The 19,529-nt window shown below is 74.2% G+C and carries 18 protein-coding genes; 6 read left to right on the top strand and 12 right to left on the bottom strand.

Annotated features, from left to right (window positions below):
* Positions 1–103: 103 nt before the first annotated feature.
* The 3 genes from Q1K26_RS03495 to Q1K26_RS03485 are packed head-to-tail and all read right to left on the bottom strand — an operon-like array spanning position 104 to position 4,641.
* Complete coding sequence (locus Q1K26_RS03495) at positions 104–1,960, bottom strand: hydantoinase B/oxoprolinase family protein (protein WP_300007672.1); 1,857 nt, start codon at positions 1,958–1,960, stop codon at positions 104–106.
* 3 nt (positions 1,961–1,963) lie between these two features.
* Positions 1,964–3,994, bottom strand: coding sequence for a hydantoinase/oxoprolinase family protein (locus Q1K26_RS03490; RefSeq protein ID WP_300007671.1), 2,031 nt, complete (start codon positions 3,992–3,994; stop codon positions 1,964–1,966).
* Positions 3,991–4,641, bottom strand: coding sequence for a GntR family transcriptional regulator (locus Q1K26_RS03485; RefSeq protein WP_300007670.1), 651 nt, complete (start codon positions 4,639–4,641; stop codon positions 3,991–3,993). The genes Q1K26_RS03490 and Q1K26_RS03485 overlap by 4 nt, the downstream gene beginning before the upstream one ends.
* 104 nt (positions 4,642–4,745) lie before the next feature.
* On the opposite strand from Q1K26_RS03485, the gene Q1K26_RS03480 reads away from it, so the two are divergent.
* On the top strand, positions 4,746–5,645 hold the full coding sequence (locus Q1K26_RS03480; RefSeq protein ID WP_300007669.1) for an oxaloacetate decarboxylase: 900 nt from the start codon (positions 4,746–4,748) through the stop codon (positions 5,643–5,645).
* 4 nt (positions 5,646–5,649) lie between these two features.
* Here the strand turns inward: Q1K26_RS03480 and Q1K26_RS03475 are convergent, their stop codons facing one another.
* Positions 5,650–6,039 (bottom strand): type II toxin-antitoxin system VapC family toxin, encoded by a 390-nt coding sequence (locus Q1K26_RS03475; protein ID WP_300007668.1) that lies wholly within the window; start codon positions 6,037–6,039, stop codon positions 5,650–5,652.
* Entirely contained in the window at positions 6,036–6,272 is a 237-nt protein-coding gene (locus Q1K26_RS03470; protein WP_300007667.1) for a type II toxin-antitoxin system Phd/YefM family antitoxin, read from the bottom strand. Before Q1K26_RS03470 ends, Q1K26_RS03475 begins: the two co-directional genes overlap by 4 nt.
* Positions 6,273–6,364: 92 nt before the next feature.
* Between Q1K26_RS03470 and Q1K26_RS03465 the strand changes: the two genes are divergently transcribed.
* Positions 6,365–7,459, top strand: coding sequence for a D-alanine--D-alanine ligase family protein (locus tag Q1K26_RS03465; protein WP_300007666.1), 1,095 nt, complete (start codon positions 6,365–6,367; stop codon positions 7,457–7,459).
* Between the two features lie 487 nt (positions 7,460–7,946).
* Here Q1K26_RS03465 and Q1K26_RS03460 read toward each other — a convergent pair whose 3' ends face one another.
* The 3 genes from Q1K26_RS03460 to Q1K26_RS03450 are packed head-to-tail and all read right to left on the bottom strand — an operon-like array spanning position 7,947 to position 9,432.
* A complete protein-coding gene (locus Q1K26_RS03460) occupies positions 7,947–8,612 on the bottom strand; it encodes a metal-dependent transcriptional regulator (RefSeq protein WP_300007665.1) in 666 nt (221 codons plus the stop codon).
* A 21-nt stretch (positions 8,613–8,633) separates the two neighbouring features.
* Positions 8,634–9,191 (bottom strand): DUF3515 domain-containing protein, encoded by a 558-nt coding sequence (locus Q1K26_RS03455; RefSeq protein WP_300007663.1) that lies wholly within the window; start codon positions 9,189–9,191, stop codon positions 8,634–8,636.
* A 1-nt stretch (position 9,192) separates the two neighbouring features.
* Positions 9,193–9,432 carry an Lrp/AsnC ligand binding domain-containing protein gene (locus Q1K26_RS03450; protein ID WP_300007662.1) on the bottom strand — a complete coding sequence of 80 codons (240 nt, stop codon included), beginning with the start codon at positions 9,430–9,432 and terminating at the stop codon, positions 9,193–9,195.
* Between the two features lie 70 nt (positions 9,433–9,502).
* Here Q1K26_RS03450 and Q1K26_RS03445 point away from each other — a divergent pair, with 70 nt between their 5' ends.
* Complete coding sequence (locus Q1K26_RS03445; protein WP_300007661.1) at positions 9,503–10,477, top strand: thiamine-phosphate kinase; 975 nt, start codon at positions 9,503–9,505, stop codon at positions 10,475–10,477.
* Between the two features lie 12 nt (positions 10,478–10,489).
* Here Q1K26_RS03445 and Q1K26_RS03440 read toward each other — a convergent pair whose 3' ends face one another.
* Positions 10,490–11,815: a thiamine pyrophosphate-dependent enzyme gene (locus tag Q1K26_RS03440; RefSeq protein WP_300007660.1), complete on the bottom strand. Its 1,326-nt coding sequence runs from the start codon at positions 11,813–11,815 to the stop codon at positions 10,490–10,492.
* A 145-nt stretch (positions 11,816–11,960) separates the two neighbouring features.
* On the opposite strand from Q1K26_RS03440, the gene Q1K26_RS03435 reads away from it, so the two are divergent.
* Positions 11,961–12,590: a DUF3105 domain-containing protein gene (locus Q1K26_RS03435; protein WP_300007675.1), complete on the top strand. Its 630-nt coding sequence runs from the start codon at positions 11,961–11,963 to the stop codon at positions 12,588–12,590.
* Positions 12,591–12,606: 16 nt separating this feature from the next.
* Here Q1K26_RS03435 and Q1K26_RS03430 read toward each other — a convergent pair whose 3' ends face one another.
* Genes Q1K26_RS03430 through Q1K26_RS03420 form a run of 3 tightly spaced genes read right to left on the bottom strand, consistent with a single transcriptional unit; the run spans position 12,607 to position 16,579 of the window.
* The gene (locus Q1K26_RS03430) at positions 12,607–13,941 is read right to left on the bottom strand and encodes a heterodisulfide reductase-related iron-sulfur binding cluster (protein WP_300007659.1); all 1,335 of its coding nucleotides are present in this window, start codon (positions 13,939–13,941) and stop codon (positions 12,607–12,609) included.
* 1 nt (position 13,942) lies between these two features.
* Positions 13,943–15,100, bottom strand: a complete 1,158-nt coding sequence (locus tag Q1K26_RS03425; protein ID WP_300007658.1) for an FAD-binding protein — start codon at positions 15,098–15,100, stop codon at positions 13,943–13,945.
* 24 nt (positions 15,101–15,124) lie between these two features.
* Positions 15,125–16,579 (bottom strand): FAD-linked oxidase C-terminal domain-containing protein, encoded by a 1,455-nt coding sequence (locus Q1K26_RS03420; protein WP_300007657.1) that lies wholly within the window; start codon positions 16,577–16,579, stop codon positions 15,125–15,127.
* A gap of 187 nt (positions 16,580–16,766) precedes the next feature.
* Between Q1K26_RS03420 and Q1K26_RS03415 the strand changes: the two genes are divergently transcribed.
* Positions 16,767–18,878: a malate synthase G gene (locus Q1K26_RS03415; protein ID WP_300007656.1), complete on the top strand. Its 2,112-nt coding sequence runs from the start codon at positions 16,767–16,769 to the stop codon at positions 18,876–18,878.
* 111 nt (positions 18,879–18,989) lie between these two features.
* Positions 18,990–19,517: a GNAT family N-acetyltransferase gene (locus Q1K26_RS03410; RefSeq protein ID WP_300007674.1), complete on the top strand. Its 528-nt coding sequence runs from the start codon at positions 18,990–18,992 to the stop codon at positions 19,515–19,517.
* The last annotated feature ends 12 nt before the right edge of the window (positions 19,518–19,529 follow it).

Genomic DNA, 19,529 nt, shown 5'->3' with positions numbered 1-19,529 from the left:
CGCGCCCGGGGCCCGGGGCGCCCCGGCCCGGCCCGCCCCCCGGTGCCTGTAGGCCCCCCACCCCCAACCCGGCCTCCTTGATGGGGCCCTCCCCCCAACGCCGTCAGGTCCACACCGGGCGCCTCGGCGCGGGGAGCCCGGTCTCGGCCTCGCAGTTGGCCAGGATCTGCGCCATCGGCGGGCCCATGTCGAAGACCGGCAGCTCGGCCGGGCGCACGCTGCGCATCGCGTCCCGCAGCTCCCGGGTCGCCGCGGCGTCGCCGACCACCACCCCGTAGCGGCGGGCGCCCTCGACGCTCACCAGCCCGCGCCGCACCTCCAGCTCCACCAGCGCGGGGTCGCGCTCCAGCGGATCGCCCCACCCCCCGCCGCCCCACGTCACGAAGTGCAGCACGTCGCCCGGCGCCACCGGCACGTCGTGGCACTTCGACGGCAGCACCTGCCGCGACCCGTCGGCCCGCTCGATCCACTTCGTGCCCCGCGCGCCGGGCGTGCCGCCGTTCACGCCCCACGGGTAGGTGAGCCAGCGGTCGTCGTGGATCGCGATGGTGCCGGGCTCCTCGAAGACGTACGCCACGTCGACGCCGTTGCCGCCGCGGTGCAGGCCCGCGCCGCCGGTGTCGGTGACGGTCTCCCACTTCTCGATCCGCAGCGGGTAGTAGGACTCCAGGTACTCGCACGGGATGTTGACGAAGCTGGGCCACAGCGAGTGCCCGTCCGGGCCGTCGCCGAGCGGCCGCCCGGGGATGCCGCCGAAGCCGATCGAGTAGAGCTGGAACCACTCGCCCTTGCGGTCCCCCGACGAGTAGTTGCCCGAGTACATGAAGTGCGGCGACGACGAGAACCCGGCCGCGTTGAGCAGCGCCGGGTTGGTCTGCCCGAGCAGCCCACCGAACAGGTCGAACACCCGCCCGATGCCGTGGTTGCGCCCGTTGAGCGACGCCGGGTGCCTGGGCTTCCAGTACGAGCCGTCCGGAATGGTGACGTCCACCAGCGGGTAGAAGCCGTCGTTCCACAGGATCTGCGGGTCCGCCACGGTGATCATGTAGATCCCGAAGAACATGCGGGTCAGGTTCTCGTTGATGTAGTAGTTGATCGGGCCGACGGCCTGCGGGGACGACCCGGTGAAGTCGATGTGCACCTTCTCGCCGGTGCGGGTCAGGCTCATCGTCAGCTCGTAGGGCCCGTTGCCGACTCCGTCGTCGCAGATGTAGTCGGTGAACGACAGCGTGCGGCCGTCCTCGAACACCATGGCGAGCAGCGCCTTCATGGCGTCGTAGTTGCGCTGCAGCAGGGCGTCGAGGGCCGACAGGTAGGTGGCGGTGCCGAACCGCTCGCACATCTCCACGACCCGGCGTGACGCGGTGCGGCAGGCCGCGACCAGCCCGTTGAGGTCGGCGCGGTTCCAGTCCGGCATCCGCACCTGGTTGAGGATGATCCGCAGCGCGTCCTCGTTCAGGACACCGCCCTGGTAGAGCTTGAAGGGCGGGATGACCACCCCCTCCTCGTAGATCGTGCGCGCGTCGGTCGGCATCGAGCACGGCGTCTTGCCGCCGACGTCGGACATGTGCCCGAACATCGACGCCCACCCGACCACCCGGCCGTCGTGGAAGATCGGCACGACGATCAGCCAGTCGTTGGCGTGGCTGATCGCCGCACCGCACGCGTACGGGTCCGACGTCAGCAGCACGTCGCCCTCGGCGACGGTGCCGTCGAACCCGTCGAGGAAGTCCGGGATCGAGAGCCCGAACTGGCCCACGACCATCTTCCCGCCCGGGTCGCCGATCAGCGGGAACTCGTCGTGCTGCTCGCGGATGCCCGGCGACAGCGCGGTGCGGAACAGCACCTCGTCCATCTCGTAGCGGGCGTTGCGCAGGCCGTTCTCGATGAGGTCGAGCGTGACGGGGTCGACGTCACCCTTCTCGATCTCGCCGGTCGCGGTCTCGATGATCCGGGCCATCTCTCACGCCTCCACGGGGTTGATCAACAGAGCGCCGGACGGGTGCACCTCGGCGGTGTGACCGGGCAGGACGAGCGTCGTGGAGTCCATCTCGACGACGATCGCCGGCCCGGTGACCACATCGCCCGCCCGCAGCGTGGTGCGGTCGAACACGTCGGCGTCGACGGCGCCGCCGGCCACGTGGATCGGGTGCGTGTCGATCGGGGTCGGTGGTCCTTCCGACTCCGGCAGCGTCACCGCGGCCACCGACGGGCGCGGCCCGGACACGGTCGCGCGGGCGTTGACCAGCTCGTGGTCGGCGGTGAGCAGGAAGGAGAACAGGCGCTCGTGCTCGGCGTCGAAGTCGCGGGCGAGCGCCTCCAGGTCGGGCTCGGCGACGTCGATCGGGATCTCGAACCCCTGGCCGTGGTAGCGCACGTCCACCTGGTAGCTGGTGGTCCGGTCGGCCTCGGCGACGCCCTGCGCGGCCAGCCGCCCGCCCGCGTCCGCGGCCAGCTCGCGCAGCAGCGTCGCCAGCTCGTCTCCGGTCAGGTCCGCGAAGCGGCGCAGCACGGTGCGGGCCGACTCGCTGCGCTTGGACGTCGTCGCGTCCCCCAGCGCGCACAGCACGCCGGGGGAGGGCGGCACGATCACCGGCCACGCGCCCGTCAGCTTCCCGAGGGCGTTGGCGTGCAGCGGGCCCGCCCCACCGAACGCCACGAGCGCGAAGTCGCGCGGGTCGAAGCCCTGCTGGACCGACACCAGCCGCAGCCCGCCGAGCATGTTCTCGTTGACGATGTCGACGATCCCGGCCGCCGCGGCCTCCGGCGCCCCGAGGCCCATGGACTTCGCGACCGCGTCGACGGCCTCCCGCGCGGCCGCGACGTCCAGGGTGATCTCGCCGCCCGCGAGCGAGGGCGGGAGGTATCCGAGCACCACGTTGGCGTCGGTGACGGTCGGTTCGGTGCCGCCCTTGCCGTACGCGGCGGGGCCCGGGTCGGCGCCCGCGGACTGCGGGCCCACGCGCAACGCCCTCGTCAGCTCCGGCACGTGCGCGATCGACCCGCCGCCCGCGCCGACCGTGCGGACATCCACGCTCGACGCCCGGACCGTCAGGTCGCCGACCTGGGTCTCCCGCCCGATCCGCGGCGTGAGCCCCTGGACGAGCGCGACGTCGGTGGAGGTGCCGCCCATGTCGAAGGTGATCAGGTCGGGGAAACCGCACTGCTCGGCGATCCACACCGCGCCGGTGACGCCGCCCGCCGGACCGGACAGCAGCATCGTGACCGGAGCGTCGACGGCGGCGCCGGCCGCGGACAGCCCGCCGTCGCTGCGCAGGACCGACAGCTCCCCGGTGACGCCGCCCTTGCGCAGCGATCCCGCCAGCGTCTCGAGGTAGCGCTTGACCTGGGGCTGCACGTACCCGTTGGCCACGGTGGTGATCGTGCGCTCGTACTCGCGCAGCTCGGGGAGCACGTCCGAGGACAGCGAGACCGGCACGCCGGGCAGGACCTCCGCGGCGATCTCGGCGATGCGCCGCTCGTGGGCGGGGTCGGAGAAGGAATTGATGAGCGAGACGGCCAGCGCCTCGATGCCCGACAGCGTGCCGAGCTGGGCCCGCACGTCGGCCTCGTCCAGGGGGCGGATCACGGTGCCGTCGGAGGCGAGGCGCTCGTCGACCTCCACCGTGTTCTCCAGCGCCGCCAGCGGCTCGGGCTTGGGCCAGATGATCCAGCCGGCCAGCCCGCCCGGCACGTAGGAGCGCGCGATCTGCAGGACCTGCCGGAACCCCTTCGTCGTCACCAGGCCGACGGCGGCGCCCTTGCCCTCCAGGATCGCGTTGGTCGCCACGGTGGTGCCGTGCAGCACCTCGGCCACCTCCGACAGCGAGATGCCCGCCTCGGCGCACACCTTGCCGATGCCGGTGAGCACGCCGACCGCCTGGTCGGCCGGCGTGGAGGCGGTCTTCGCGCGCCACGTGGCGCCGGAGGCCTCCTCCACGAGCAGCACGTCGGTGAACGTGCCGCCCACGTCGACCCCGAGCCGAAATGTCATGTCTCCTCCTGGGAAGCGACCCGGACCATCACGGCCCGCGCGTTGTGGATGTGGGCGGTCATGACGGCCCGCGCCCACGCCGGGTCGCCCGCCCGCACTGCGGCGACGATCTCGCCGTGGTGGGCCAGGCTGCGGCGCAGCGACGCGCCGTCGTAGGCGTGGAAGTTGCGCAGCACGATCGGGGCGTGGATCGCCCCGGCCAGCGCGCTCGCCATCGCCGGGTGCGCGGCGAGGCGCACCAGGTGGGCGTGGAACTCGCGGTTGAGCGGGACCACCGCGTCGAGGTCCTGGTCGGGCCCGGGCAGCCCGACGAGCAGCATCGCGTGCGCCAGCTCGTCGAGCGCGGCGACGTCGCCGGGCCGGGCGTTCGGGACGGCCAGCGCGGTGAGCCGGGGTTCGAGCGCGGCACGCAGGTCGAAGACCTCCTCGAGCTCGGCGACCGACCAGCTGCTGACCCGCGCACCCCGGTTGGGGACGATCTCGACCAGGCCCTCGGCGGCGAGGCGGCTCAGCGCCTCGCGCACCGGCGTGCGGCTCACCCCGAGGCGGTCGGCCAGCTCCACCTCACCCAGGCGGGCGCCGGTGGCGAACTCGCCGCGCAGGATGAGCTCGCGCACCGAGCTGAGCGTGCGCTCCGCCGATGTCATGCCCCACCTCCCCGCGGACGATTGTGTGCAAAGTAGGGATCGGGTGTGTCCTCGGCAAGAGTTCGGCGCTACTTTGAGGCTGTTTGCATACATTCGGCGGAGGGATGCTCGTGGGAGACCTGCTGGGGACGCCCCGCGCGCCGCGCGCCCGGTTGCGGGAGCTGCTCGCCGGCCCGGGCCCGCTGGTCGCGCCCGGCGCGTACGACGCGCTGTCGGCGCGGCTGGTGGAACAGGCCGGGTTCGACGTCGTCTACATGACCGGGTTCGGCACCACCGCGTCGCTGCTCGGGCGTCCGGACGTGGGCCTGCTCGGCGGCTCGGAGATGATCGACAACGCGCGCCGGATCGCCGCCGCCGTCGACGTGCCGGTGATCGCCGACGCCGACACCGGCTACGGCAACGCGGTCACCGTGCTGCGTACCGTCGCCGCCTACGAGCAGGCGGGCGTCGCGGGCATCCATCTGGAGGACCAGGTGAGCCCCAAGAAGTGCGGGCACATGAGCGGCAAGGCGGTGATCGCTACCGACGAGATGGTCGGCAAGATCCGCGCCGCCGTCGCGGTCCGGCGCGACCCGGACTTCCTGATCATCGCCCGCACCGACGCCGCTGCCGTCGAGGGGCTGGACGCGGCGATCACCCGCGCCCGCGCCTACGCCGCGGCCGGGGCCGACGTCCTGTTCGTCGAGGCTCCCACCAGCGAGGAGGAGATCGCCCGGGTGGCACGCGAGCTGCGCCGGGTGGCGCCGCTGGTGTTCAACTGGGCCGAGGGCGGCCGCACCCCGCCGATCTCCCTGGAGCGGATCGCCGAGCTGGGCTACTCGCTGGTGCTCTACCCGATCGGCACGCTGCTGGCCGCCACGGCCGGGATCCGGTCGTTCCTGGAGACGCTGATGGACGACGGCACCCCCGCGGCCGCGCTGCCCGGCCTGCCCACGTTCGACGGCTTCACCGACCTCATCGGCCTGCCCGAGATCCACGAACTGGAGCAGCGGTTCGCACCGTGACCGGTCAGGCCGGGAGGACCTCGACGTCGTAGCGGGGGATCCGCCGGTCGGCGGTGACGAGGGGGATGCCTTCGAGCTGCGCCTGGGCGATCAGCAGCCGGTCGAAGGGATCGCTGTGGTGGTGGGGCAGCGTGGCGACGTGCAGAGCGTGCGCGTGGCTGACGGGCAGCGCGGTGATGGCATCGCGATACATGCGGGTGGGGACGTAGGTGGCAGGCGGTTCGGGCAGAGGGAGCTTCCCCCGCGCGAACTTGATCGCGATCTCCCACGAGCTGACCGAGGAGAGCAGGACCGTCGAGGCCGGATCCGCCAGGCGCGTTCGTACGGAGTCGGGCACCCTCGCGGTGTCGCTCTGCAACCACAACCACACGTGAGTGTCGAGCAGGTACCTCATCCGTCGCCGTCGAAGTAGCGCTGGACGTGGGGGGGTAGCGGGTCGTCGAAGTCCTCAGGGACGACGAACAGGCCTTCATCGGCCCCGAATCGGCGTGGTCCCCGTCGGGGTACCGGCACGAGCATCGCCACAGGTTCCCCGCTGCGAGTGATCACGACCTCCTCGCCCGCGGCGACGCGGCGCAGCAGCTCCGACAGCGTCGACTTCGCCTCGTGCACCCCCACCTCGGTCACGGGATCAGGTTAGCCAGCGAGCTAGCTAAGTCAAGGGTGCGCTCCGGCCCCGATCCGGCCACGGCCCCCCGGCCCGCCTACCCTCGGTCGCCATGACGGCGAACAGGGTCCGGGTCGCGGTGGTGTTCGGCGGGCGCAGCAGCGAGCACGCGGTCTCCTGCGTGTCCGCGGGCAGCGTGCTGGGCCGGCTCGACCGCGAGCGGTTCGAGATCGTGCCGGTCGGCATCACGCCCGCCGGGGCATGGGTGCTGGGCACCGACGACGTCGCGGAGCTGGCGATCTCCGGTCGCGAGCTGCCCACCGTCGACGCCTCCCGCACCGCGCTGGCCCTGCCGGGCGACCCGACGCGCGGCGGGCTCGTCGTCCTCGACCCGGACCGCGCGGGCGAGGTGTTCTCCGGCGTCGACGTCGTGTTCCCGGTGCTGCACGGGCCCTACGGCGAGGACGGCACGATCCAGGGCCTGCTGGAGATGGCCGGAGTGCCCTACGTCGGCGCCGGGGTGCTGGCCAGCGCGGCGGGCATGGACAAGGAGTTCACCAAGAAGCTGCTGGCGGCCGACGGGCTGCCGGTGGGCACGTTCGTGGTGCTGCGCCCGGGAACCGACACGCTCACCGCCGCCCAGCGGGAGACCGTCGGCCTGCCTGCCTTCGTCAAGCCGGCCCGGGCGGGCAGCTCGATCGGGATCACCCGCGTCACCGACTGGTCCGCGCTGGACGCCGCGATCGCCGCCGCCCGCGAGCACGATCCCAAGGTGCTGGTGGAGGCGGCGGTGGTCGGGCGCGAGGTCGAGGTCGGGGTGCTGGAGTTTCCCGACGGGTCGGTGCGGGCCAGCGTGCCCGCCGAGATCCGCATCGTGGGCGACGCCGAGTTCTACGACTTCGACTCCAAGTACCTCGACGACGTGTGCGAGTTCGACATCCCCGCCAAGCTCGACGACGCGGAGTCCGACCGCATCCGCGACATGGCGATCGCGGCGTTCCGGGCGCTGGACGGGCAGGGTCTCGCGCGGGTGGACTTCTTCGTCGGCGCGGACGGGGAGCTCACCGTCAACGAGGTCAACACGATGCCCGGCTTCACCCCGATCTCGATGTTCCCGCGGGCCTGGGCCGTCACCGGGCTGGACTACCCCGCGCTGCTCTCCACGCTGGTGGAGACGGCGCTGGCCCGGGGCACCGGCCTGCGCTGAGGGAGGCGATCACGCGAGCTCGCGCGACCCGGGGTGGAGCGGCCCCGCGCGTCGGCGCGTGTTCCGCGCGCCGTCGGCAGCGCGCGGACGGCTGCCCGGCGCGCGAACCGCCGCCCGGCGCGCGAACCGCCGCGTGGGGGGTGTGTCGACGTGGTCGGGCTGTGTGGTGCGGCTCGCGCGCCGAAGTGCGCTTGGCGCGGTGCCGGCAGCGCGCGAACCGCAGTTCGGTGCGCGAGCCGCGGTTCGGTGCGCGAGCCGCGGTTCGGTGTGCGAGCCGCGGTTCGGTGTGCGAGCCGCGGTCGGGCGCGCGGGCGGTGCCTGGTGCGGCCCGTTCGTCCGGTGGGGGATGTTCGCGCGCCGATCTGCACGGTGCGCGCTGCTGGCAGCGCGCGGGCCGCGGTTGGGCGCGCGAACCGTGGTCGGTGCGCGGCTGCACCCGGTGCGGGCCGTCGGCCGGTGAGGGGGTCTCGGGTGGAGCCGCGGCGGCTCAGTCGCGGACGACGTGGCCGTGCACGAGCTGGGTCAGCGCCCCGCTCAGCGCGTGCCGCTCCGCGCCGACCCGCACCCACCGCGGCCCGCCGAAGGGTGCCTGCTCGTCCACCGCGAGCACCACGCCCGGGACCACGCCCAGGTCGCCGAGGTAGCGCAGGGCGGCGCTGTCGCGGTCGGACACGCGCTCGACGAGGAACCGGGTGCCCACCGGCACCGTGTCCAGCGGCGTGCCGCGCACCTCCACGTGGGGGCCGTCGCGCGGGGGGATCGGGTCGCCGTGCGGGTCGTGGGTGGGGTGGCCGAGCGCGGCGTCGATGCGCTCCTCGAGCCGCTCGGACAGGGCGTGCTCGAGCAGCTCGGCCTCGGCGTGCACCTCGTCCCACGGCACGTCGAGCATGCGCGCGAGGAACGTCTCGAGCAGCCGGTGGCGACGCACGACCCGCAGCGCCGCCCGCTCGCCGGAGTCGGTGAGCCGCAGCGAGCGGCTGTCCGGCCGGGCCAGCAGGTCGCCGTCCTCGAGCCGCTTCACCATCGCCGACACCGACGGCGAGGACACCCCGAGCTCGTGGGCGAGCGCGCCCGTGGTGACCGGGGCGCCGAGATGGGCGAGGTTGTAGATCGCCTTGAGGTAGTCCTCGGTGGCCCGGGACATCGTCACCATGGGTATGAGGGTAGACAGCCCTCAGCGCACCGCGACCGCCGTGGCGGGCAACGTGTCGCGGACCACGCCGGACACCGTCTGCAGCGGCCCGCTGCCCGCGTCGACGGGGGTGGTCAGCACGACGTAGACCGGGCGGTCGACGGTCACGTAGGTCACCACCACCGGGTCGGGCACGCCGTCGTCGAGCTCCAGCCACTGCACGCCGTCGATCTCCAGCAGCGCCGACGTCGGCGTCAGCTCGGCCGGGCGGGGCAGCCCGCAGCGCAGGACGACCGGCCGCGGCGAGGCCGCCCACGCGCGCACCCCGGCCGGGGCCGGCTCGGCGAGCTCGCGGACGGGCAACGTCGAGCCGTCCGCCGGGAGGCCGCCGTCGAGCCGGGCCAGCAGCGCGGTGCACTCCGGGCTCCCGGCGTCGGGCGCCTCCACCGGCGGGGTGGCCAGCGGCGTGGTGTCGGGCGGAGGGGGAGCGTCGACACCGGAGATCCGGCCGGTCAGCCCGATGACCGCCACCGCGACGGCGAGCAGCAGCGGCAGCGTGATCGCGAGGACGACCGGGAGGGGCTGGCGCGTGCGGGGCATGTCAGGAGGACAGGTGCACCACCGGGCACGTCAGCGTGCGGGTGATCCCGCTGACGCCCTGCACCTGGGCCACGACGAGCTGGCCGAGCTGGTCGACGTCGGCCGCCTCGGCGCGGACGATGACGTCGTAGGGTCCGGTGACGTCCTCCGCGGAGATCACCCCGGTGATCTGGGAGATCGCGGTCGCCACCGCGGCGGCCTTCCCGACCTCGGTCTGGACCAGGATGTACGCCTGCACCACGTCGTGCCCCTTCCGTTACGGCTCTCCGGGGGAGGAAAGTCGGAAGCCGAACGTACCGGAGGTGTCCCTGTTGCCCACATCGTCCGCGCACCCTGAGGCGGAGAACACGCTCGCGTCGCTCGGCGAGTTCGGCCTGATCGCGCGGGTGACCGCGGGGCGCTCCCAGCCCGCGGCCACGCTGCTCGGCCCCGGCGACGACGCCGCGGTCGTCGCGGCGCCGGACGGGCGGGTGGTGGCCTGTACCGACGTGCTCGTGGACGGCGTGCACTTCCGCCTGGACTGGTCCACCCCCGAACAGGTGGGCCGCAAGGCCGCGGCGGCGAACCTCGCCGACGTCGCCGCGATGGGCGCCGTGCCCACGGCGCTGCTGGTGGGGCTGGCCTGCCCCGCCGACACGCCCGTCGCCACGCTGGAGGGCCTGGCCGACGGCCTGTGGACGGAGGCGGGCATCGCCTCGGCCGGGGTGGTCGGCGGGGACGTCGTGTCCTCGTCGCAGCTCGTCGTCTCGGTCACGGCGCTCGGGACGCTGGAGGGCAGGGCCCCGGTGACCCGGTCGGGGGCGCGGCCCGGGGACGTGGTGGCGGTGTGCGGGCGGCTGGGCTGGTCGGCCGCGGGGCTCGCGGTGCTGGGTCGCGGGTTCCGCTCACCGGTGGCCGTCGTGGGAGCGCACCGGGTGCCCGAGCCGCCGTACCCGGCCGGGCCGGCGGCGGCCCGGGCGGGGGCCACGTCGATGATCGACGTCTCGGACGGGTTGCTGGCCGACCTCGGGCACGTCGCGGTGGCGTCCGGGGTGCTGATCGACGTGCGGTCCGCGGCGTTCGCGGTGCCCGCCCGGCTCGCCGACGTCGGGCGGGCGCTGGGCGTGGACCCGCTGCACTGGCTGCTCACCGGCGGTGAGGACCACGCGCTGGTGGCGACGTTCCCGGACGCGCCGCCCGAGGGATGGACCGCGGTCGGGGCCGTCGCCGAGGGCGCGCCGCAGGTGCGCGTGGACGGCCGCGAGTACACCGGCGACCCCTCGGGCTGGGACCACTTCACCCGCTGAGGCGGTGCCCTGTCAGCCCAGCCGGATCACCGTGGGCCGGTCGGCCTCGAACGCGTCCTCGACCAGGTCGGGCAGGTCGTCGGGCTCGTTCGCGCGGACCTCGTGCGCGCCGCCGGACCCCCCGTCGCCGCCGGCGTCGCTGCCGTCGCGCACCACGACGACGGGAATCGGCAGGCCCAGCGCCACCGCCGCCGCCAGCTCGCCTCCCGCCGACGCGAAGGCCCCGGTGCCGAGCAGGGCGGCCACCGGCCGGGCCGGGCCGGCGACGCAGGCACCCACCGCCGCGGACAGGCCGCCGGAGCTGAACAGCCGCGGCGTGGGGACCGGGAAGAAGTGCCGCGAGCCGAGATGGGTCACCGGCGTCGTCCCGCCGACGAGCACCCCGTGCGACGGCAACACCTCGCGCAGGACGTCGTTGACCAGCTCGAACGCGCGCCCGTCCGCCCGGGCCTGCTCCCGGCAGCTCTCGCGCAGCGACGCGGCGCGGACGACCCCGATCGACCGGCCCCACTGCGGCAGCCCGGCCCGCACGGCGGCCACGGTGGCGGTCGCGTCACCGTGCAGGGCGATGTCGGCGCCGCTGCGGCGCAGCGGTGACTCCACGACGTCGACGTGGATCGCGGGCACACCCTCCGGGCAGGCGAAGCCGCTGCCCACCACGAGTACGACGTCGCTGTCCGCGGCCGCGTCCACCACCGCGGGCAGGCCGACCGAGGCGCCGACCGAGAGCGGGTGCCCGTCGGCGACGACGCCCTTGCCGCTCGCGGTGGTGGCGACCGGGGCGCCGAGGGCCTGCACCAGTGCGGTGAGCTCGTCGGACGCGTCGATCGCCCCGCCGCCCGCGATGACCAGCGGACGCTCGGCCGTGCCCAGCAGCTCCACGGCCCGGGCGACGGCGTCGGGCTCCGCGGGTGCCGGGGCGGGCGCGTCGACGGGCCGGGCGCGGCCGGTGCACGGCCGGTCGAGCACGTCGGCGGGGACATCGACCCGGACGGTGCGCGGCGGCCCGTCGAGCACTGCCGCGAACGCGCCGGTGACGGCGTCGGCGGCCGCCTCGGCCGATGCCGCCGCGGCGCCGTCACCGGTGGTGAGCAGCAGCAGCGGGCCGGGCTGGTGCGTGGTGCCGGTCGCCGCCACGACGCCGGGCAGGCCGCACACCCGCGCGTACGCCGCCGCCGCCCGCACGGCCGCACCGCCGTCGGGCAGGGTGATCACGGTGATCCCGGCGCGCGCGAGGTAGGGCAGCAGCGGATGGTCCGGGGTGCCGAAGACGATGTCGACCAGGTTCGCGGTGAGGGTCTCGGCGACGGCCACGCCGCCGCAGCGGTCCACGTTCATGGCCTGCACCTTGCCTGTCCGCGGCGGATGTCGCCCCCCGAGCGGCACCGGTATGGCCCGGATGTCGTAACGTGCGCGTCCCACCACCGGCGTGAGGTGACCCAGCGTGCGTAGGACCGTGCTTCTGCTCGTGGCCGCATCGGTCCTGCTCGCGAGCTGCGCGAACATCGTCGGCGGCGTCGCGTCACCCGCGCCGGACCTCAGCTCGTTCGTGCCCTCCGCCGACGACCCGGACCCGTCCCGCCGGATCGACGGGGTGCGGATCGAGAACGTCGAGAACGCACAGCACGTGGGCCCCGGCCAGCGGGTGGCCTACACCGCCGCCCCGCCCTTCGGCGGTAACCACGACCAGGCCTGGGCCGCCTGCAACGGTGTCGTCTATCCCGAGCCGGTGCGCAGCGAGAACCTCGTGCACTCGCTGGAGCACGGCGCGGTGTGGATCGCCTACGACCCCGACCGGGTCGACGCGGGCACCGTCGACGCGCTGGCCGCGCGCGTCGAGGGCAACCCGTACCTGGTCCTCTCGCCCTACCCGGGCATGGAACAGCCGATCTCCCTGCAGTCCTGGGGGCACCAGCTCGCCGTCGACGACGCCGCCGACCCGCGGATCGACCGGTTCGTGACCGCCCTGCGGATCAACCCCAACACCCATCCCGAGTTCGGCGCCTCCTGCGACGAGGTCGGCCGCGGATACTTCGACCAGGACGCTCCGCCCCCGTTCGTCCCCCCGCCCGGCCCCGACGAGATCGACGGGTCGGCGATCGTCGGCGAGTAGCCCGGGCCCGCGGCACTCAGCTCCGGGGCACCGGCACCCCCCGGATCGAGGCGTCGAGCAGCTGCACCGGGTGCAGCAACGGGATGTCGCGCCCCAGGTGCTTGCCGATCTGCAGCAGGCAGCCCGGGTTGGCCGTGACCACGACGTCCGGCCGTGCCGCCCGCACGTTCCCGGCCTTGCGCACCCCGAGCTCGCCCGCCGCCTCCGGCGCCACCATGTTGTAGATGCCCGCGGAGCCGCAGCACAGGTCGGCCTCGGCGATGTCGATCAGCTGCAGGTCCGGGATGCTGCGCAGCACCGCGCGGGGCTGCGACCGCACCTTCTGCGCGTGCCCGAGGTGGCAGGCGTCGTGGTAGGCCACGCGCGCGCGGAACGGGTGGCGCGGCGCCACCGGCTCCAGGTCGGCGAGCACCTCGTGCACGTCGCGCACCCGGGCGCTGAACGCCGCCGCCCGCGAGGCCCACTCGGGGTCGTCGGAGAGCAGGTGGCCGTACTCCTTCATCGACGACCCGCAGCCCGCCACGTTGGTCACGATCGTGTCGACGTCGAGGGTCTCGAAGCGGGCGATGGTGCGCCTGGCCCGGCCCAGCGCGGTCTCCTCGCGCCCGGCGTGCAGCTCGAGCGCACCGCAGCAGCCCTGGTCACGCGGTACGAGCACGTCGTAGCCGTCGGCGGCGAGGACGCGGACGGTGGCCTCGTTGACGCGGTGGAAGAACACGTCCTGCACGCAGCCCGAGAGCAGCGCGACCCGCCCGCGGCGGGCGTGCACGGCGGGGGTGAACACGGGCAGCCGCGCGAACGCCTCGCGCACCGACACCGGCGGCAACAGCGACTCCATCGCCGCCAGCCGGCCGGGGAGCCGGTCGGCGAGCTTCGCGACGGCGGGGATCCGGCGCAGCCTCTGGTAGAGCGCACCGGGCAGCGCCGCCGCCCGCAACCGCCGCTTGTACGGGAACAGCGAGAAGATCGCGTCGCGGAAGAGGCGGTCACCACGGTCGCGTTCGACGTTGCGCTCGACCTGCGGGCGCACCGACTCCAGCAGCCGGTCGTACTGCACCCCCGAGGGGCACGCCGTCACGCACGCCATGCAGCCCAGGCAGGCGTCGATGTGCTCGGTGAACGGCCCGTCGAGGCCGATCTCGCCCTTCTGGGCGAGGTCCATGAGGTAGATGCGGCCGCGCGGGGAGTCCATCTCCTCGCCCCACAGCTGGTAGGTCGGGCAGGTCGGCAGGCAGAAGCCGCAGTGCACGCAGTCGTCGAGCAGCTCGCGCTCGGGCGGGCGGTGTGCGTCGAACGCGGACGGTGCGGTCTGCGGGAGGTTGGTCTCGGCGGAGCCTGCGGGAGTACTCACATCACATCCAGGGGGAGAAGCGGCCCGGACCGAAGCGGCCGTCCGGGTCGAGCTCGGTCTTCACGGCGCGCAGCACGGCGAGCGCGGACGGCGGTGGCCCCCAGGCGGGGGCGTCGGCGCCGGGTGGGCGGTAGCGCAGCTGCGACGTGCCACCCGCGGCGTGGACGCGGGTGTGCGCGTCGGCGACGGCGTCGGGCGGCAGCGACACGGTGGCGACCCCCGTGCCGAGCCCGACGGTGGCGGCCACCGGCGCGAGCTCGGACACCAGCGTGGGCAGCACCGAGGGCCGGGCCCCGATCCGCAGCACCGCGGCCTCGGGGAGCCCGCGGGTGATCTCGGCGTGGCGCAGCCACGGATCGGGCGAACCAACGGCACTCCCGTCCACACCTGGCGTACGGGAGTGCCGTTCGTCGCCGGGGTCGACGAGCTCCGCGGTCCCTCCCAGCAGCTCCCGCAGCCGCGCCGCCCGCGCGGGGAGCGCCTCCGGGGTGCCCTCGATGCGGACCAGGAGCGCGCCGTCACTGATCCACTCCAGCGCCACCGGCTCGTACGGGCCCTCCAGCACGCGCGCGGCGCGGGCGGCCGCGTCGGCCAGCGGGGCGTCGACGACGACGGTGGCGGTACGCCTCGGCACGGGATGCAGCCGCAGCACCACCTCGGTGAGCACGCCGAGCGTGCCGTGCGACCCGTGCAGCAGCTTGGCCAGGTCGTAGCCGGCGACGTTCTTGATCACGTGCCCGCCGCTGCGGGCCACCGAGCCGTCGGCGAGCACCACCGTGGTCCCGATGACCAGATCGCGCATCGTGCCGTACACCAGCGCGGACGGGCCCGCGTCGCCCGTGGCGAGCAACCCGCCGAGGGTGGCGCCGTCGGCGATCCGGGCGGCGTCGAGCGACACGTGCTGCCCGTGCTCGGACAGCACGTCGACCAGCGCGCGCAGCGGCGTGCCGGCGCGCGCCGACACCGTCATGTCGCCGGGGTTGTGGGTGATCACCCCGGCGAGGCCGGAGACGTCGAGCACCGCGTCGACCGCGTCGAGCGGGCCCGCCCAGCCTGCGGCCGTGCCGGCGCCGGCGATCGCCAGGTGCCCCGGGGTGTCGCGCACGGCGTCGCGGACCTCGGCGAGGTCGGCGGGCCGCAGAGTCGTGGTCGTCTTCACAGGCTCGTCTTCACCGTCTCGTGTTCACAGGCGCTCGATCACTCCGGACTCCTCCAGCGGGTGTGGCTTGTACTTCCCCGGGCGCTCGCCGCACAACCGTGGGGTGGGCAGGACCTTGCCGGGGTTGCAGATGCCCCGCGGGTCGAACGCGTCCCGCACCCGGCGCATCGCGGCCAGGTCCTCCTCGCCGAACATCTTCGGCATCGAGCACGCCTTGTCGGTGCCGATCCCGTGCTCGCCCGAGAGCGACCCGCCCATCTCGACGCACAGCTCCGCGATCTCGCCCGAGAGCCGCTCGGCGCGCTCGGTCTCCCCGGCGGCCGCGCTGTAGAGCACCAGCGGGTGCAGGTTGCCGTCGCCGGCGTGGAAGACGTTGGCCACGCGTAGCCCGGCGTCGGTGCCCATGCCGGCGATCCGGTCCAGCACCTCCGCGAGCCGGGTGCGGGGCACGACGCCGTCCTGCACGAAGTAGTCCGGGGAGATCCGGCCGACGGCGGCGAACGCGGCCTTGCGGCCCTTCCAGATCCTCGCCCGCTCCTCGGGGGAGCCCGCGATGTGCAGCCGGGTGCAGCCGTGCTTCTCGCAGATCGTCTTCACCTGCTCGAACTGGGCGTCGCACTCCTCGACCGGCCCGTCCAGCTCCACGACCAGCGCCGCAGGCACGCCGACGGTGTAGCCGGCGTGCACGGCCTCCTCGGCCGCCTCGATGGCCAGGGTGTCCATCATCTCGACGGCGGCGGGCACGATCCCGGCCGCCACGATGTCGGAGACGACGTCGCCCGCGGCCGCGACGGACGGGAAGTCGGCGAGCAGCGTGCGTACCGACTCCGGGGTGCGCAGCAACCGCACCGTGATCGACGTGGTGATGCCCAGGGTGCCCTCGGAGCCGAGGAACACCCCGCGCAGGTCGGGCCCGGCCTGCTCGCCGGTGTCGGTGCCGAGCGTGACGAGCGAGCCGTCGGCCAGCACGACCTCGCAGCTCAGGACGTGGTTGGTGGTGAAGCCGTACTTGAGGCAGTGCGCGCCGCCGGAGTTCTCCGCGACGTTGCCGCCGATGGTGCAGACCTGCTGGCTCGACGGGTCGGGCGCGTAGTAGAGCCCGTGCGGCGCGGCCGCGGCGGTGATCTCCAGGTTGGTGACGCCGGGCTCGACGACCGCGCGCCGGTTCACCGGGTCGATGTCGCGCACCCGCTTGAGCCGCGCCAGGCTGATCACCACCCCGTCGGCGACCGGGAGCGCACCGCCCGACAGCCCGGTGCCCGCCCCGCGCGCCACGAACGGCACGCCGTGCTCGTGGCAGACCCGCACCGCCGCCGCCACCTGGGACGCGTCGCGGGGGAGCAGCACCAGGTCGGGCCGCACCCGGTAGCCGGTCAGCCCGTCGCACTCGTAGGAGCGGCACTGCACCGGGTCGGACAGCACGTCCCCCGGGGCGAGGACCCGTTCGAACGCGTCCCGCACCGCAACCGGCAGCGACATCGGTCGGGCCTCCTCGTCGTCGATCCGTCGTGCACGACCCTACGACGCGCACCGGTGCCCCGCCCGTGCCGCGGAGCGTCACCTCCGGGAGGGCCGACCGTCGAGCGTCGGCTCCCGCCGACCTCACGGCAAGCCAGAGCGTACTTCCGTGATGCGGAAAAGTGAATCCGTATGGTAGAAAACGTATATGTCTGAGACGGACCTCCAGGTCGATCCTGCCCTGCGCGCCCTCGTGACCGACGAGCTGCTGCCCGGCCTCGACATCACGCCCGACCGCTTCTGGGGCGTGCTCGCCGACCTGCAGACGCGCTTCGCCCCGCGGATCGCCGCCCTGCTCGACCGGCGGGCCGAGCTGCAGACCCGGATCGACGCCTGGCACCGCGAGCACGGCGCCGGTGATCCCGCCTCCTACGCCGAGTTCCTCTCCGGCATCGGCTACCTGCTGCCCGAGGCGGCGCCCCGCGTGCAGGTGAGCCGCGTCGACCCCGAGATCGCCGAGGTCCCCGGCGCCCAGCTGGTGGTACCCGCCACCGTGCCGCGCTACGCGCTCAACGCGGCCAACGCCCGCTGGGGCTCGCTGTTCGACGCCCTGTACGGCACCGACGCGCTCCCGCTCGAGCACGAGCTCGGGCCCGGCTACGACGAGCGACGCGGCGCGCAGGTGATCGCCGAGGCCGACCGCCTGCTCGACGAGCTGTTCCCGCTCGCCTCCGGCAGCCACGCCGAGGTCACCGGCTACCGGATCGAGAACGGGGCGCTCACGCCCGCCCTCGCCGATCCCGCGCAGCTCGCGGGGTCGGGCGACGGCGCGATCCTGCTGCGCCGCAACGGGTTGCACGTCGAGCTGACGATCGACCCGGAGCACCAGGTCGGGCGACAGCACCACGCGGACGTCGCCGACATCGTGGTCGAGTCGGCCGTCACCACGATCGTCGACCTGGAGGACTCGGTCGCGACCGTCGACGGCGCCGACAAGGCGCAGGCCTACCGCACCTGGCTCGGGCTGATGACCGGAACCCTGTCGACCACCTTCGAGAAGGGTGGCCGGACGGTCGAGCGGACGGTCCACGGCGACCGCACCTACACCGCGCCGGGCGGGTCGGCGCTGACGCTGCCCGGGCGATCGCTGCTGCTGGTGCGCAACTGCGGGCACCACATGACCACCAACGCCGTGCTGGCCGGGGGCACCGAGGTCGCCGAGGGCGTGCTCGACGCCCTGGTCTGCGCCACCGCGGCCCTGCACGACCTGCGCGGTCTGGGCCGTCACTCCAACTCGCGCACGGGCAGCGTCTACATCGTCAAGCCCAAGCAGCACGGGCCCGACGAGGTGGCGCTGACCGTCGACCTGTTCGCCGCCGTCGAGGAGGCGCTGGGCCTGCCCGCGCGCACCCTCAAGATCGGCATCATGGACGAGGAGAAGCGCACCTCGCTCAACCTCGGCGCCTGCATCGAGGCCGCGGCCGACCGGGTGATCTTCGTCAACACCGGGTTCCTGGACCGTACCGGCGACGAGATCCACACCGACTTCGAGGCCGGCCCGGTCGTGCCCAAGGACGACATGAAGTCCACGTCCTGGCTCACCGGGTACGAGGACCTCAACGTCGACGTGGCGCTGGCCGCCGGGTTCACCGGTCAGGCCCAAGTCGGCAAGGGCATGTGGGCCAAGCCGGCGGCGATGGCCGCGATGCTGGAGCAGAAGATCGCCCACCCGCAGGCCGGGGCGAACTGCGCGTGGGTGCCCTCGCCGACCGCCGCCACGCTGCACGCGCTGCACTATCTGCGCACCGACGTGCTCGCCCGGCAGAAGGAGCTGTCCGGGCGGCACACCGACCGGCTGCAGCTGCTGAACGTGCCCGTGCAGACCGCCACCCCGTCCGACGACGCCATCCGCCACGAGCTGGAGACCAACGCCCAGTCGATCCTCGGCTACGTGGTGCGTTGGGTCGGGCTGGGCATCGGCTGCTCCACGGTGCCCGACCTCGACGGTGTCGGGCTGATGGAGGACCGCGCCACGCTGCGCATCTCCAGCCAGCTGCTCGCCAACTGGCTGCACCACGGCGTCGTCGACGAGGCCGTGGTGCGCGAGACGTTCGCCCGCATGGCCGCGCTGGTCGACGAGCAGAACGCGGGTGAGCCCGGCTACCTGCCGATGGCCGCCGACCTCGACGCGAGCCCGTCGTTCCAGGCGGCGCTGGAGCTGGTGTTCGCCGGGCGGACCGAGCCCAACGGCTACACCGAGCGCGCGCTGACGACCTGGCGGCAGAAGGCCAAGGCCGGATCCCGAGGTGCGCCGAGCTGAGCGGTGACCCCGGCGGACGGCGGGCGGCGTGGGGCCGGGCGCCTACGCGGCACGGGCCTCCCGGAAGTCGGTCACCGGGCCGTCGCGCCCCGTCGTAGGGTCGGCTACGTGCTGGATCTGCGGCCCACCGCGTTCGACCATCCCGACGCCGTCCGCCTCATCGCGGAGGTGCAGGCGGTCTACCGCGAGCGCTACGGCGACGAGGACATCACCCCGCTGGACCCCGCGCAGTTCGCCCCGCCCCTGGGCCACTTCACCGTCGGGTACGCGGGCGGGATCGCCGTGGCGTGCGGCGGCTGGCGCGCCCGCGGGCGCGACGGCGCGGATCCCGAGCTGCGCGACGGCGACGCGGAGATCAAGCGCATGTACGTCGCCGCCGCCCACCGGGGCCGCGGGTACGCCCGCGCCGTGCTGGCCGAGCTGGAGCGCACCGCGGCGGCCCGCGGCCGCCGCCGCACGATCCTGGAGACCGGCACCCGGCAGCCCGAGGCGATCGCGCTGTACCGCAGCGAGGGCTACGCGCCGATTCCCGGGTTCGGCGCCTACCGGTGCGAACCCGACAGCCGCTGCTTCGCCAAGACCCTGCCCCTCGCCTGCGGTGCGGGGCCCTCGCAGGGTTCGCCGGCCGGCTTCGGGTAGAGCCTCGCGGGG

The sequence above is a fragment of the Pseudonocardia sp. genome, assembly GCF_029263155.1.
GTDB lineage: Bacteria > Actinomycetota > Actinomycetes > Mycobacteriales > Pseudonocardiaceae > Pseudonocardia.
The sequence above is the reverse complement of the archived record's forward strand: the minus strand, read 5'-3'. Positions and strand labels throughout refer to the sequence as shown.